Here is a 14,207-nt window from a genome sequence, read left to right on the forward strand (position 1 = left end):
TCACCGCATCGTCGGGATGACGAATTCCGCGCCGTCCTTGACGCCGGAGGGCCAGCGGGAGGTGACGGTCTTGGTCTTCGTATAGAAGCGGATCGCGTCCGGGCCGTGCTGGTTGAGATCGCCGAAAGCCGAGCGCTTCCAGCCGCCAAAGGTATAATAGGCGATCGGCACCGGGATCGGCACGTTGATACCCACCATGCCGACATCGACCTGCGCGGCGAAATCGCGCGCCGCGTCACCGTCGCGGGTGAAGATCGCGACGCCGTTGCCGTATTCATGGTCGTTGGCGAGCGCAAGACCCTCATGGAAGCTCTTGGCGCGCACCACGGAGAGCACGGGGCCGAAGATCTCTTCCTTGTAGATGCGCATGTCCTTCGTCACGTTGTCGAACAGGCAACCGCCCATGTAGAAGCCGTTCTCGTAGCCCTGCATGGTGAAGCCGCGCCCGTCCACGGCGAGGGTTGCGCCTTCCTCGATGCCGATTTCGACGTAATCCTTGATCTTGTCGAGATGCGCCCTGGTGACGACGGGGCCGAAATCGGCGCTGGGATCGGTCGAGGGGCCGATCTTGAGGGATTCGACGCGCGGGATCAGCTTTTCCATCAGCCGGTTCGCCGTCTCCTCACCCACCGGCACCGCCACCGAGACCGCCATGCAGCGCTCGCCGGCCGAGCCGTAACCGGCGCCGATCAGCGCATCGACCGTCTGGTCGAGATCGGCATCGGGCATGATGATCATGTGGTTCTTGGCGCCGCCGAAGCATTGCGCCCGCTTGCCCGAGGCGGTGGCGCGGGAATAGACATATTCGGCGATCGGCGTCGAGCCGACGAAGCCCACGGCCTTGATGTCGGGATCATCGAGAATGGCGTCCACGGCTTCCTTGTCACCGTTGACGACGTTGAGGATGCCCGCCGGCAGCCCGGCCTCGATCATCAGCTCCGCAAGCCGCATAGGCACGCCCGGATCACGCTCGGAGGGCTTGAGGATGAAGGCGTTGCCGCAGACGATGGCGGGAGCAAATTTCCACATCGGGATCATGGCAGGGAAGTTGAACGGGGTGATCCCCGCCACAACGCCAAGCGGCTGGCGCATCGAATAGATGTCGATGCCGGGGCCGGCGCCCTCGGTATATTCGCCCTTCATCAGATGCGGCGCGCCGAGCGCGAATTCGCAGACTTCGAGCCCGCGCTGGATGTCGCCCCTGGCATCGGGGACGGTCTTGCCGTGCTCGCGGGCGAGCAACTCGGCGAGTTCGTCGTAATTGCGATGCAGCAGATCGATGAATTTCATCATCACCCGCGCGCGACGCTGCGGATTGGTGGCGGCCCAGCCCGGCTGGGCGGCCCTGGCGTTCTCGACGGCGGCACGCAACTCGGCAGTCCCGGCCAGCGCCACGCGGGCACGCACCTCGCCGGTCATGGGCTCGTAGACGTCGGAGAAACGATCCGACTTGCCCGCGACGTGTTCGCCCCCGATGAAATGGCCATAGGTCTTCATGCGTTATCCTCCCCGAAATCTTTCAAGCCTTGACCGTCTGTTTGCGGCATTTCGGCATGGGATAAAACCGTATTCCCACGTCCAGCGCCGTGCAAGTTCGGCAATCCGCGCCGTGTCGGAATGCCATTTCCGATACAGCACCGCCCCGCCATCCTCGGATGACGGGGCGGCGACAGTCTCGTGCGGATGCGACCGATCAGGTGCGGCGTGCCACATAAACCTTCGCACCGAGCCCGATTGCGGGAAGGTGCGGGCCGTGCGCATCCTCGAGAATGGTGATTGTGCCGGCCTTCCCGGCGGCGCGCAGCCGGGCCTCGAAGGCCGGGTCCTCAAGCGTGTGATCATTCAGCGAGACCACGAACAGACCACCCGGCTCCAGCGCGGCCAGCGCCCCGTCGATCGCATCGACAGGAGCGGCTCCGGCGCCGATTGCGCCAACGGCGGTGATCGCGGCATAGCCGTGCGCGCGCTTATCGAAGGGGGTATCCGGATCGCAGACCCAAAGGGCACGATAGGCGTTCTTCTCGCGGGCGATGTCCAGCATCCCCTGCGAAATGTCGATCCCGTCGATCCGTGTGAAACCGGCTTCGCGCAGGGCCACACCGGACATGCCGGTGCCACAGGCGAAATCGAGAATCGGGGCGGATTTGTCGCTCAGATGACGGGCCAGCGCTTCAGCGCAGCGCGCAGGGGTGCGGTAATCGTTGTCGACCAGATCGGCGTCATAGCTCGTCGCCCAATCGTCATAATAACGGCGCATTTCCTCACCGCCATCCACAGAATAGATATTGTCGAGATAGGCACTTTCGCGCGCCATATCGGCCTCCAGGTTTGATTTCAGCATGGTGATTGACATAGCAATCGCTGTGGGAATTGGCAAATCTCTGAAAAATCGCTTCTCGGGCGCGGCTGATTTCAAGCGGATCAACCTTGAAACTCTACGAAACCGCAAATCCTCTCATGCCCTTTTCGAAGAACCCTTTCTGCCGGGGCCGGGCCTCGGCGGCCTTTGGCGGATGCGGCCTTGCGCCTGACAAACCCGATCCGTCATGCTAACCCGACGATCATCGGGCCGCATCGGCGGCTTGGGCCTCGGCAGGCAGCGAGGGGATTCCCATGAGCGGAAATGGATTCGAGGCCACGGCTTCAGGCGAGCGTGCCATGGCGATGCTCGACGCGCTCGGCGCGATCAGCGACGCGCCGGACAATCTGACTCGGCTCTATCTCTCCCCCGCCCATCGCCGCGCCGCCGAACAGGTGCGCGCCTGGATGGAAGAGGCTGGCTGCGCCGCGCATATCGATGCGGTCGGCAATGTCGTGGGCCGCTACGGGCCCGCCGACGGGCCCGTCCTGTATTGCGGGTCGCATATCGACACGGTGATCGATGCCGGGCGTTTCGATGGTTCGCTGGGGGTCGTCGCGGCAATTCTCGCGGTTGGGGAACTCGCGCGCCGCGGCATCGCGCTGCCCTTCGCGATCGAAATCCTGGCATTCGGCGACGAAGAGAATGTGCGGTTTCCCACCAGCCTGTCGAGCACCCAGGCAATCGCCGGCGGCTATGATCCACGCTGGCTCGAGGTGTGCGATGACGATGGTGTCACCCTGGCGCAGGCGCTGCGGGATTTCGGTGGCGATCCGGCGCTGATCGCGCAGCTCGCCCGCGATCCGGCGCAGGCGCTGGGCTATCTCGAACTGCATATCGAACAGGGTCCCGTGCTGGAGCGCGCCGATCTGCCGGTCGGAATCGTCACAGCCATCGCTGCCGCCTATCGGGCGGATTGCCTGCTGCGCGGTGAAGCCGGTCATGCGGGCACGGTGCCGATGGGGCTGCGCAGGGATGCGCTGGCGGGAGCAGCGGAGATGATCGTGGCGATCGAAGCCATCGGCGCGCGCCATGAGGGCGGTGTCGCGACGGTGGGGCGCGCAGCGGTGGCACCGGGCGCCGTCAATGTCATTCCGGGCGAGGTGCGCTTCTCCATCGATGCCCGCGCCCCGAGCGATGCGATACTCGCCGCCATGCTGGCCGAGATCGACGCGGCCTGCAGCGAGATCGCAAGGCGCCGTGGCCTCGGCTTCACGCAGGCGCCCTTCATGCGCGCGCCCGCCACACCGATGGCGCTGCCGCTGCAGCAGGCGCTGGCCGATGCAGCGCGCGCCGTGACCGGGCAAGCGCCGATGATCCCCTCCGGCGCAGGGCATGATGCGGTGGCCATGGCGCGGCTCTGCCCGGTCGGGATGCTTTTCGTGCGCTGCGCCGGCGGGGTCAGCCACAATCCGGCGGAATCGGTCACGCGGGAAGATGTCGGCATCGCCGTCGCGGTGCTGGTTGCGGCCATCGCGGCATGCGCATCCGGCCACGGCGCTGCGGATCACTGAAACTCCCGCTGCGTAAGGTTCGGACAAGTCGGCAAGGCGACAATGATGTCAGGTCCGGCTCCGCCCGGACATGCCGAATCCGCTGCCGGAAAGTCCGATCATGCCGCAGGAATATCGCCCCTATTGGATCGACAAACGCGCCGAGCCGCGTCTGCATCTTCATCTCGCGGGCACGATCAGTTTTCCTGATGGCAGTGATCTGGCCCTGCACAGCCGTGACGTGTCGCGGTCGGGCATGGCCGTGATCGCACCGGCGCGTCCGGCGCCGGGATTGCGCGTGAACGGGATATTCGAGGAAATCGGCATCATTGCAGGGCGCGTCGCACGCTGGACGCCGGACGGTTTCGCCATCCGCTTCATGCATGATGCCGCGCATCAGGCCCGGCTCTGCGCGCGCCTCGATACGATCGAGGCTGCCGGCGGACGCCGTCCGCTGGGTGGCGGCGGCTTCTTCGACTCGCGGATCCCGCAGCAGCGCGCCGGACGCTACAGCGCGCCCGACCTTCACCTCATGATCACGCTTCCCGATGGCCGCATCATCGCCGAGCGTCTGCGCGACATCTCCCGCAGCGGGGCGAGCGTGATTTCGCGCGAGCGCCCGAGCCTCGGCGCCGGCATACGCATCCGCGACCGGGATGCAACCGTGATACGCCACACGCCGGACGGTTTCGCCGTGCGCTTCGAGGGTGTCGAGGCGGAACACGGCGCGCGCGGATGCGCTCCCTGAACCGCTGCCGTGCGATGATCTCTCAGGTCACCTTCGCGCGGATCTGGAATTCGGGGCGCTCATGGGCGCGCGTCTCCAGCACCGCGCGCAGGGTCTTTGCCGCGTCGAAGACATCGACGAAACGGGTATAGAGCGGCGTGAAGCCGAAGCGCAGGATGTCGGGGGCACGGAAATCGCCGATCACGCCGCGCGCGATCAGCGCCTGCATCACCGCATAGGCCTGCGGATGGCGGAAACTCACCTGGCTGCCACGCCTTGCCGGATCGCGCGGGGTGATCAGTTCCAGCACCCTATCGGGACACGCGCCCTCGATCGTGGCGATGAAGGCATCGGTGAGGGCGAGCGATTTCGCCCGCAAGGCATCGAGATCGACATCCTCCCAGAGTTCGAGCGCAGCATCGAGCGCGGCCATGGCGAGAACCGGCGGCGTGCCGCACAGATAGCGCGCGGCACCGGGGGCGGGGCGGTATTGCGGCTCGAAGGCGAAGGGCGCTTCATGGCCGAACCAGCCCGCGAGCGGCTGCACGAAGGCATCCGCATGGCGCTCGGCAACATGGAAGAAGGCCGGCGCGCCCGGTCCGCCATTGAGATATTTGTAGCCGCAGCCCACGGCGAAATCGACATCCGCCCCGGCAAGATCCAGCGGCACGGCCCCGGCGCTGTGGGCGAGATCCCACAGCGTGAGGGCGCCGACCCGGTGAGCCTGATGGGTAAGCGCCGCCATGTCGTGCATGGCGCCGCTGCGATAATCGACATGGGTGAGCATCAACAATGCGGTATCGTCGCACAGCGCGGCGGGAATCGCACTGGCATCGTCCACCAGCACGAGACGGTGCCCCCGGTCGAGCTGCGTTATCAGCCCCTGCGCCATGTAGAGATCGGTGGGGAAATTGCCGCGTTCCGAGACGATGACTCGCCGCTCGGGCCGCAGGGCAAGGGCGGCGGAGAGCAGTTTGAACAGATTGACCGAGGTGGAATCGGCGGCGAAGACCGCCTGCGCCGGGGCGCCGATCAGCCGGGCGATGCGCGCCCCGACGCGCTCGGGCAGATCGATCCAGCCGGCATCGTTCCAGCTGCGGATCAGCCCCTGGCCCCATTCCGCGTTGACGGTCCGGGTCATGCGTGCACGCACGGCATGCGGCAGCGGGCCGAGCGAATTGCCGTCGAGATAGGTGATGTCGTCCGGCAGGGCGAAATGCGCGCGCATCGGCGCGAGGCAATCCTGCCCGTCGCGCGCCTGTGCCTGATCCCGGCTCGTGAGCCGGTGCTGCGTCATCATGGTTCCGCTCCGTCGTGATCGCTGCGAAAGACGGCCCGCATGGGGGATGCGGGCCGCAGAAGTGACGTAACGGAACTCAGCGATCCGGTCGAGCCCGGATGGTGCGCGGATCAACGTGCCTGTGCGTCGATCTCGATACGCTCCATCAGCGCGGCGGGGGTGCTCATGGTCCCGAGCTCCATGATCGGAATGCCTGCCGGATCAATCGATTCGACAGCGATCTCGAGCTCGCCGGGATTCTCGAGGAATTGCCCGACGGCTTCCGCCAGGCCCTGCGCCTGCGGCCCGCCACCAAGCATCGCCGGCAGCATCATCTGAGACATCATTCCCATCTGCTGGCGTGCCTCATCAGGGCTTACGCCCATCTCTGCAGCCTGCAGGGTGAGAAGGATTTCGGCGATGCCGCGATCCTCCACCATCAGATGCAGGTTCTTCACCGAGGCGCCCATCAACGCCATCAGGCGGGCGGCCTCGTCGCCGCTGAAAGCCTGCGGCCCGACACCGCCGATGACGCCGCGAAGCGAGGCCGCGCCGATATCCTCACCACTGAAGGAGAGGTCGCTGAGCACGATTTCCTGCCCCGCCTCGTTCCAGCGCGCGGCGAAACTGCCGGAAAGGTCGAGCCGCTCATAGCCGAAGGCGCGTGCCGTCTCGACGAATTCCTCTCCGGTCCCCTCCGGCAGGTCGAAGGCGAGATTGTCGATGGCGACGCGCAGATTGGTGGGCACGCCCTGATAAGGCGTGTCCGCCGTGACGCTCAGGCGGCCGATCGCTCCATCCATCGCCGGGGCGTCGGGCTGCGGCGGGATCGAGGCTGTGAGATTGTCGAGCGTCACCGTGCCGATCACCGGCATCATGCGCTGAATTTCGTCCGGGGAGAGATCGGCATCAGGGTCTTCCGCAAGCCGGCGCAGCCCCTCCGTCATCGGCGCGAAGGAAAATCCTTCGGAGCCGATCGATGCGATGGTGATCTCCGCGCCTTCTGCCGCGACACGCATGTCTTCGAGGGTGAAACTGGCGAAACCGCCATCGGGGCTGCCGAGGAATCCGATGCGCGCGATGGACATGTCGACCGGATCCTCGTCACTCTCGTCGACGATGCTGATGCCGGTCACGCCCATTTCTTCGAAGCGGAAGGAATCCATCAGATCCGCCATGAAGTTGAGCATGCGCGTGGCTTCTTCCGGCGTCGGATCTTCGGTATCCTCCATTTCAGTGATGGCCGCGATGGTCTCGGTGAGTGGCTCCTGCAGCAGACGCATGGCCACGGCACGACCGGAGATCCCGTCGATCGTGAAATGCACATCCTCGCCGTCATGCATCACGAGGTCGCTGATCGAAAACGATTCGTAGGCCGTGCGGAACGGATTGTCCCCGTCGCCTGCCGCTTCGGTGTAGTAGCGCAGGATCGCCGGCAGATCGATCATCCGCGCTTCGACCGCACCGAAGCGACCGCTGACGTTCTGATCCCCGTCCTGCGCGGAAAATTCACCGCCGGCAGCGGTGAAGCCGGCAATGCGGCCCTCGCGCATGTCCTCGATGCGGATGTCCTCGTAAACGGCCTCCTGGGTGACATCCGCGACATCCTGGCTGAGGCTCATGCGCGGGATGACGACCTCGGTCGCCGAGAGCGTTGCCAGCGTCTCGAACAGCACGCGCGGATCACCCTGCGCGAAAGCGGCCTCGATCTCGGACGCCGTGAGGCTCGAATCGGTCAATTCCATGCGCGGGATCGCATAGGTTCCCATCGCCCCGGAATATGCCAGATCCGCCACGACGACGTCGTTCGCGGCAGCCGGAACACTCCATAGCGCCACGGTGCCGAGCAAGCCGAGACCGAATGCGCGTGCGGCTTTCGCCGATCCTCCGCGATCATCGGTATATCGAGCCGAAACCGTCATATCTGCCTCCGTTATCCGTTCACTTTGGTGGCGATCATACAGATCGCCACCGTGAAAAACAGGGGGCGCGACGGGGAAATCCGAACCCGTGGCCTCGGGCATCGGGATCAGCCGCCTCAACTGCCCCCGTCGATACGCTTGCCGACGCGTCCGGCGAGGTCCTGGATGAACTGCCAGGCGGTACGCCCCGAGCGGGCGCCGCGGGTTGTGGCCCATTCGAGGGCGTCGCGGCGCAGGGTGTCCTCGTCGCAGGCGATGTCCAGATGCGCCGCATAGCCGAAGACCATGTCGAGATATTCGTCCTGCGAGCATTTGTGGAAGCCGAGCCAGAGGCCGAACCGGTCGGAGAGCGAGACCTTCTCCTCCACGGCCTCGCCCGGGTTGATGGCCGTGGCGCGTTCATTATCGACCATGTCGCGCGGCATCAGATGGCGGCGGTTCGAAGTGGCGTAGAAGAGCACGTTGTCGGGCCGTCCTTCGATGCCGCCTTCGAGCACGGCCTTGAGTGACTTGTAGGAGGTGTCGTCGGAATCGAATGACAGATCGTCGCAGAAGATCACGAAGCGATGCCGGTCCGCACGCAGGATCGCCATCAGTGCCGGCAGGCTCTCGATATCCTCGCGGTGGATCTCGATCAGCTTGAGCGGCTCCATGCCGATCTCGCGGTTGCTGTTCACCTGGGCATGCACGGCCTTGACCAGCGAGGACTTGCCCATGCCGCGCGCGCCCCACAGCAGCGCGTTGTTGGCGGGGAGCCCCTTGGCGAAGCGCCGTGTATTCTCGTGAAGCTGGTCACGCACCCGGTCGATCCCGCGCAGGAGCCCCATCTCGACGCGGTTGACCTGCGCGACAGGCGCGAGGCGCGGCGGCGCAGCGTGCCAGACGAAGGCATCGGCACTCGCAGTATCCACGGCCGCAGCTTGGGGCGGAGCGAGGCGCTCCAGGGCATCGGCGATACGTGCCAGCAGCGCGGTGGTCGCATCGGATTGGGATCGGAACATGGCGGGCCTTCGCGGAATCGGATCGTTGCAAACGGAGGACGGGGCCTCCATATCGCGAAGGCAGGCCGTGGTCTATCGTGCAACACGCCGATCACGGTTTGCTTTCGGCGCCTGCATCGCTATAAGTTGCGCCGCTTTCGAACGAAACGGCGGAGGCACGGCCCGCAGGGTCGCCGCATCCGGCGCACAGGCATCAGGAGTCACCAGTGATCATCACGCCCGCTTATGCACAGGCCGCCGGGGGCGGCGGCGCAGACATCTTTCTGCAGCTTCTGCCGTTCATCCTCATTTTCGTCATCATGTGGTTCCTCATCATCCGCCCGCAGCAGAAGCGGGTGAAGGCGCATCAGGAACTCGTGAAGAACCTGCGGCGCGGTGATACGGTCATCACCAATGGCGGCATTACCGGCAAGATTTCGAAGGTCGTCGACGACAACGAGATCGAGGTCGAGATCGCCGAGGGCGTGCGGGTGCGCGTGATTCGCGGCATGGTCGCCGATGTGCGCGCCAAGGGCGAGCCGGCGAAGGACGCAGCGAAGAGCTGACGCCGGATCGCCGGCATCTCCTTCGCCACAAGGACGCGGCGCGTCTTCGGGAAGCCGCCGCGTCGTCGACACCGACATTCGATTCCCGGGAGTCGCACGAGCATGTTGCGCATCTCTGCCACCAAGACTGTCGCCATCCTGCTGGCGCTGTTCTTCGGCATGTATCTCGCCGTTCCCAACCTGCTTTCGGGCGAGCAGCGCGAGGCCGTGAGCCAGGCGGCGCCCGGATGGATCCCGGGATTCCTCGTCCCGGATCAGGCCGTGGTGCTGGGGCTCGATCTGCAGGGCGGCTCGCATGTGCTGCTGCAGGTGGATACTGCCGAACTCGTGCGCAATGAAGCGACGCAGGTCCGCGACCAGGTGCGCAATCTCCTGCGTGAGACCCGCACCCCGCTCGAGGGCGGTATCCGGATCAGCAACCGCACGGTGGAGCTGCGGATACCCGACGAGGCTGCCCGTGAACGGATGCTGCCGCGTCTGCGTGATCTCTCCGAACCGCTCGCCGATGCCGCCTTCGGACAGCCCGGGTCTTCGACACTGACCATCGAGGAACAGGATGACGGACTGATTCGCCTCACCCTGACCGAAGCGGCCCTGGACGAGCGCATCAACCGCGCTCTCGCCCAATCGATCGAGGTGCTGCGCCGGCGCATCGACGCGCTCGGCACCACCGAGCCGAATATCCAGCGCCAGGGTGCCGACCGCATCCTCGTGCAGGTGCCCGGCCTGCAGGATCCCGAGCGGCTCAAGGCGCTGCTCGGCGAGACCGCCCAGCTCGAATTCCGCTTCCTCGCCAATCCCGGCGATACCGACACGGTACAAATGCCGTTGCGAGAGGCCGGCGACGAGCCTGTCGATGTCGAACGCAGGGTCATCGTCGGTGGCGAGGATCTGATTGATGCCCAGCCCTCCTTCGACCAGCAGACCAACCAGCCGATCGTCACCTTCCGCTTCAACGTCTCGGGCGCCCAGCGCTTCGGCGAGGCGACGACGCGCAATGTCGGGCGCCAGCTTGCCATCGTCCTCGACGAGGCCGTGATCTCGGCACCGCGCGTGCAGTCGCCGATCACTGGCGGATCCGGTCAGATCTCCGGCGATTTCACCGTTCAGGAGGTCAATGACCTCGCGGTGCTGCTGCGTTCCGGCGCGCTGCCCGCGACGCTGACCATCGTGGAAGAGCGCACGGTCGGCCCGGGCCTCGGGGCGGATTCGATCTATGCCGGCACCATGGCCGCGATCGTCGGCGCGCTGCTCGTCGTCGTCTTCATGATCGCGGCCTACGGCTTCTTCGGCGTCATGGCCACGGTGGCGCTCGCGGTGAACATGATCATGCTGTTTGGCCTGCTCTCGGCACTCGGTGCGACGCTGACCCTGCCGGGCATCGCCGGTATCGTGCTCACGCTGGGCATGGCTGTGGATTCGAACGTGTTGATCTATGAGCGTGTGCGTGAGGAGGAGCGGATCGGGAGATCGGCGATCCAGGCGCTCGATACGGGCTTCGCGCGGGCGCTTGGCACCATTCTCGATGCCAATATCACCACGCTGATCGCCGCCGGAATTCTGTTCTTCCTCGGCACCGGCCCGGTGCGCGGCTTCGCCGTGACCCTGTCTCTGGGCATCGTCACCACCGTTTTCACCGCATTCACGCTCACGCGCTTGATGATCGCAACCTGGTTCAGGGTCATGCGTCCCAAGCAGCTGGCGATGAATTGAGGAGCGCGTATCATGTGGCTCGTCCGCCTCGTCCCCGTCGAGACCCGCTACCGCTTCATGTGGTACCGGCGCTGGACCTTTCCGCTCTCGGCGCTGCTTTCGGTGCTTGCGGTCGCGACATTCCTGCATTTCGGCATGAATACCGGCATCGATTTCCGTGGCGGTACCGTGATGGAAATGCAGGCCCGCGAGGGTAACGCCGATATCGCGCAGATCCGCGTCGATGCGAATCAGCTGGGCTTCGGCAATGTCGAGGTGCAGGCATTCGGCACTCCGCGTGACGTCGCCCTGCGCGTGCAATTGCAGGAAGGTGGCGAGGAGGCGCAGCAGCAGGTGGTTTCGACGCTGCGCGACGTCTTCGAGAGTGATTACGACATTCGGCGTGTCGAGGTGGTGGGGCCGCGCGTCTCGGCGGAGCTGGTGCAATCGGGCACGCTCGGCGTGGTGATGGCGATTTTCGGCGTGCTGGTCTATCTCTGGTTCCGGTTCGAATGGCATTTCGCCATCGGCGCGGTGATCGCGACCCTGCACGACCTGGTGCTGGCGATCGGCTTCTTCGCGATCACGCAGATCGAGTTCAACATGACCTCGATCGCCGCCCTGCTGACCATCCTGGGTTATTCGCTCAACGATACCGTGGTCGTGTATGACCGCATCCGCGAGACCATGCGCAAATACAAGAAGGTCTCCGTCTACGAAGTGCTGGATATCGCGGTGAATGCCACCTTGTCGCGCACAATCCTGACAAGTGTGACAACCTTACTCGCGCTGATGGCGCTGGCCGTTCTCGGCGGCGAGATCATCAAGGGTTTCGCCTATGCGATGATCTTCGGTCTGGTGGTCGGCACCTATTCCTCGATCTTCGTCGCCGCGCCAATCCTGATCTATCTCGGCGTGCGCGCCTCGAGCGCGGTCGGCTCGGCAGCGCAAAGCGGGCCCGATGCCGCGCAGCCGGCGGAGTGATCTGATGGCGGGGCCGCTCTATGACGGCTTCGTGCCCGGGCGCCATCCGATCGATGCCTATGGCAATGGCGGCTTTCGCTTTGCCGAGATGTCGCACAAGGGCTCCATTCTGGCGCTGCCGTCGGGCATCTCGAAATGGGATGTCGCGGGCGCATCCGCCCTCGACGAGGAGGCCTTCAGGCCGGTTCTCGCGGAGGCGGAGGACATCGAGATCCTGCTGATCGGCACCGGGCGCAACATCGTGCCCCTTCCCGAGCCGCTGCTATGGCGCCTGCGCGATCCCGGCATGCGCCTCGACGTCATGCAGACGGGGGCTGCGGCGCGCACCTTCAACATCCTGCTGGCCGAGAACCGGCGCGTCGCGGCGGCGCTGATCGCCGTGGGGTGATGATTTCCGTCGCGGCGCATCGTCGTGTTATGAGATGGTCCGGGTGGGTTGGAGCCGAGAGATCGTGGCAATGACGGGCGAATTGCAGGGCAGGCGGGTTCTATTGATCATCGGCGGCGGGATCGCGGCATACAAGTCCCTCGATCTGATCCGGCGCCTGCGCGATGCGGGCGGGCAGGTGCGCTGCGTGATGACCGCCGGCGCGCAGGAATTCGTCACGCCGCTCGCCGCTGCGGCTCTTTCCGGCGAGAAAACCTGGACCGATCTGTTCGACCGCGCCGATGAAGCGGCGATCGGCCATATCCGCCTCGCACGCGACGCCGATTGCGTGGTGGTGGCACCGGCTACGGCCAATCTGATGGCCCGCATGGCGCAGGGCCATGCCGATGACCTCGCCACAACGGTTCTCCTCGCCACGCGCCTGCCCGTCCTGATCGCGCCGGCCATGAACCCGGCCATGTGGGCGCATCCCGCCACGCAGCGCAATCTCGCCACCCTCAAACGCGACGGCGTGCGTACCGTCGGCCCCGATTCCGGCCCCATGGCCGAGCCGGAAACCGGGGCCGGGCGCATGGCGGAGCCGATGGCGATCGTGGCGGCGACACAGGCGCTGTTCGATGTGGCGCAGACGCCGCGCGATGGCGCGCTCGCGGGTCGCCATGTGCTGGTCACCTCCGGGCCGACCCACGAGCCGATAGACCCGGTGCGCTATATCGCCAACCGCTCCTCCGGGCGTCAGGGCCACGCCATCGCGGCGGCGGCGGCGCGCGCCGGGGCCCGGGTGACGCTGGTTTCCGGCCCGGTTGGGATCCCGGCCCCGCCGGGCGTCGATCTGGTCCCGGTGGAAACCGCACGGCAGATGCAGGCGGCAGTGGATGCTGCGCTGCCCGCCGATATCGCAATCTTCGCCGCTGCCGTCGCCGATTGGCGCACCGATCGTGATGCAGCGCGCAAGATCAAGAAGGTTGGCGGCGGGCCGCCGGCGCTGGCGCTGGTGGAAAATCCCGATATCCTCGCCACCGTCGCGGCGATGCGTGCGGGCCGTCCGGCGCTGGTCGTCGGTTTTGCCGCGGAAACGCACGACGTGATCGCGCTCGCGCGGGCAAAGCGCGCGCGCAAGGGCTGCGACCTGATGATCGCCAATGACGTCTCCGCCGGCAGCGGCGTCGCGGGCGGTGTGATGGGCGGGGCACGCAACGCAGTGCATCTGATCGATGCCGGTGACGCGGTGATCTCCTGGCCAGAAATGGACAAGGACATGGTAGCGGAAAGGCTCATCGCGGAATGTGTCACGCGGCTTGAGGGCCTGAGCGAAGCTGATCTCGATGCGGGGTCGCAGGCATGAGCATCCGGCTTCTCGTCGAGGCGCTGCCCCATGCCGAGGGGCTGCCGCTGCCCGCCTACGAGACTGCGGGCGCCGCCGGATTCGACCTGCGCGCCGCTATTGCCGAAAATTCCCCGATAAAAATGGAAAAATCCGAGAGAGCCCTTGTGCCCACGGGTTTGAAGTTGCAAATACCGGAGGGTTACGAAGCTCAGGTGAGGCCGCGTTCGGGGCTCGCGCTCCGGCACGGCGTTACCGTTCTCAACACACCCGGAACGATCGATTGCGATTATCGGGGGGAGATCGGCGTGGTTCTGATCAATCACGGAGACGCCCCCTTCATGGTCATCCGGGGCATGCGCATCGCTCAGATGGTGCTCGCACCGGTGACGCAGGCGCAGCTTTGCATGGTCTCGGAGATCGATTCGACGCCACGCGGGGCAGGGGGCTTCGGATCCACCGGTCTGTGATATGCGTCTCGCGGGCGCGCCCC

13 protein-coding genes are annotated in these 14,207 nt (G+C 65.7%); 8 read left to right on the forward strand and 5 right to left on the reverse strand.

Going from position 1 to position 14,207, the window contains the following annotated elements; all coding sequences use genetic code 11:
- Both GA0071312_RS07715 and GA0071312_RS07720 read right to left on the reverse strand, forming a co-directional pair.
- The gene (locus GA0071312_RS07715; RefSeq protein WP_074444492.1) at positions 1-1,497 is read right to left on the reverse strand and encodes a CoA-acylating methylmalonate-semialdehyde dehydrogenase; all 1,497 of its coding nucleotides are present in this window, start codon (positions 1,495-1,497) and stop codon (positions 1-3) included.
- Positions 1,498-1,693: 196 nt separating this feature from the next.
- On the reverse strand, positions 1,694-2,314 hold the full coding sequence (locus tag GA0071312_RS07720) for a class I SAM-dependent DNA methyltransferase (RefSeq protein WP_074445991.1): 621 nt from the start codon (positions 2,312-2,314) through the stop codon (positions 1,694-1,696).
- A gap of 299 nt (positions 2,315-2,613) precedes the next feature.
- On the opposite strand from GA0071312_RS07720, the gene GA0071312_RS07725 reads away from it, so the two are divergent.
- Positions 2,614-3,873, forward strand: coding sequence for an allantoate amidohydrolase (locus GA0071312_RS07725; protein ID WP_074444493.1), 1,260 nt, complete (start codon positions 2,614-2,616; stop codon positions 3,871-3,873).
- Between the two features lie 70 nt (positions 3,874-3,943).
- Positions 3,944-4,600, forward strand: coding sequence for a PilZ domain-containing protein (locus GA0071312_RS07730; RefSeq protein WP_074444494.1), 657 nt, complete (start codon positions 3,944-3,946; stop codon positions 4,598-4,600).
- Positions 4,601-4,622: 22 nt separating this feature from the next.
- Here GA0071312_RS07730 and kynU read toward each other — a convergent pair whose 3' ends face one another.
- The 3 genes from kynU to GA0071312_RS07745 form a co-directional block, all read right to left on the reverse strand.
- Positions 4,623-5,879, reverse strand: coding sequence for a kynureninase (gene kynU / locus GA0071312_RS07735; protein WP_275261983.1), 1,257 nt, complete (start codon positions 5,877-5,879; stop codon positions 4,623-4,625).
- 110 nt (positions 5,880-5,989) lie between these two features.
- Positions 5,990-7,780 (reverse strand): hypothetical protein, encoded by a 1,791-nt coding sequence (locus GA0071312_RS07740; protein ID WP_131817744.1) that lies wholly within the window; start codon positions 7,778-7,780, stop codon positions 5,990-5,992.
- A gap of 116 nt (positions 7,781-7,896) precedes the next feature.
- Positions 7,897-8,781, reverse strand: a complete 885-nt coding sequence (locus GA0071312_RS07745; protein ID WP_083204421.1) for an ATP-binding protein — start codon at positions 8,779-8,781, stop codon at positions 7,897-7,899.
- 206 nt (positions 8,782-8,987) lie between these two features.
- Between GA0071312_RS07745 and yajC the strand changes: the two genes are divergently transcribed.
- From yajC to dut, 6 genes are all read left to right on the forward strand, one after another.
- Positions 8,988-9,326 carry a preprotein translocase subunit YajC gene (gene yajC, locus GA0071312_RS07750; RefSeq protein WP_074444497.1) on the forward strand — a complete coding sequence of 113 codons (339 nt, stop codon included), beginning with the start codon at positions 8,988-8,990 and terminating at the stop codon, positions 9,324-9,326.
- A gap of 102 nt (positions 9,327-9,428) precedes the next feature.
- Positions 9,429-11,039 carry a protein translocase subunit SecD gene (secD, locus tag GA0071312_RS07755; RefSeq protein ID WP_074444498.1) on the forward strand — a complete coding sequence of 537 codons (1,611 nt, stop codon included), beginning with the start codon at positions 9,429-9,431 and terminating at the stop codon, positions 11,037-11,039.
- Between the two features lie 12 nt (positions 11,040-11,051).
- Entirely contained in the window at positions 11,052-12,002 is a 951-nt protein-coding gene (gene secF, locus GA0071312_RS07760; RefSeq protein ID WP_074444499.1) for a protein translocase subunit SecF, read from the forward strand.
- A gap of 4 nt (positions 12,003-12,006) precedes the next feature.
- A complete protein-coding gene (locus GA0071312_RS07765) occupies positions 12,007-12,390 on the forward strand; it encodes an Mth938-like domain-containing protein (RefSeq protein ID WP_074444500.1) in 384 nt (127 codons plus the stop codon).
- 70 nt (positions 12,391-12,460) lie between these two features.
- A complete protein-coding gene (gene coaBC / locus GA0071312_RS07770) occupies positions 12,461-13,735 on the forward strand; it encodes a bifunctional phosphopantothenoylcysteine decarboxylase/phosphopantothenate--cysteine ligase CoaBC (protein WP_074444501.1) in 1,275 nt (424 codons plus the stop codon).
- A complete protein-coding gene (gene dut, locus GA0071312_RS07775; RefSeq protein WP_074444502.1) occupies positions 13,732-14,184 on the forward strand; it encodes a dUTP diphosphatase in 453 nt (150 codons plus the stop codon). The genes coaBC and dut overlap by 4 nt, the downstream gene beginning before the upstream one ends.
- Positions 14,185-14,207 lie beyond the last annotated feature (23 nt).

Origin of the sequence: Saliniramus fredricksonii, from assembly GCF_900094735.1 — a bacterium.
Taxonomy (GTDB): domain Bacteria; phylum Pseudomonadota; class Alphaproteobacteria; order Rhizobiales; family Beijerinckiaceae; genus Saliniramus; species Saliniramus fredricksonii.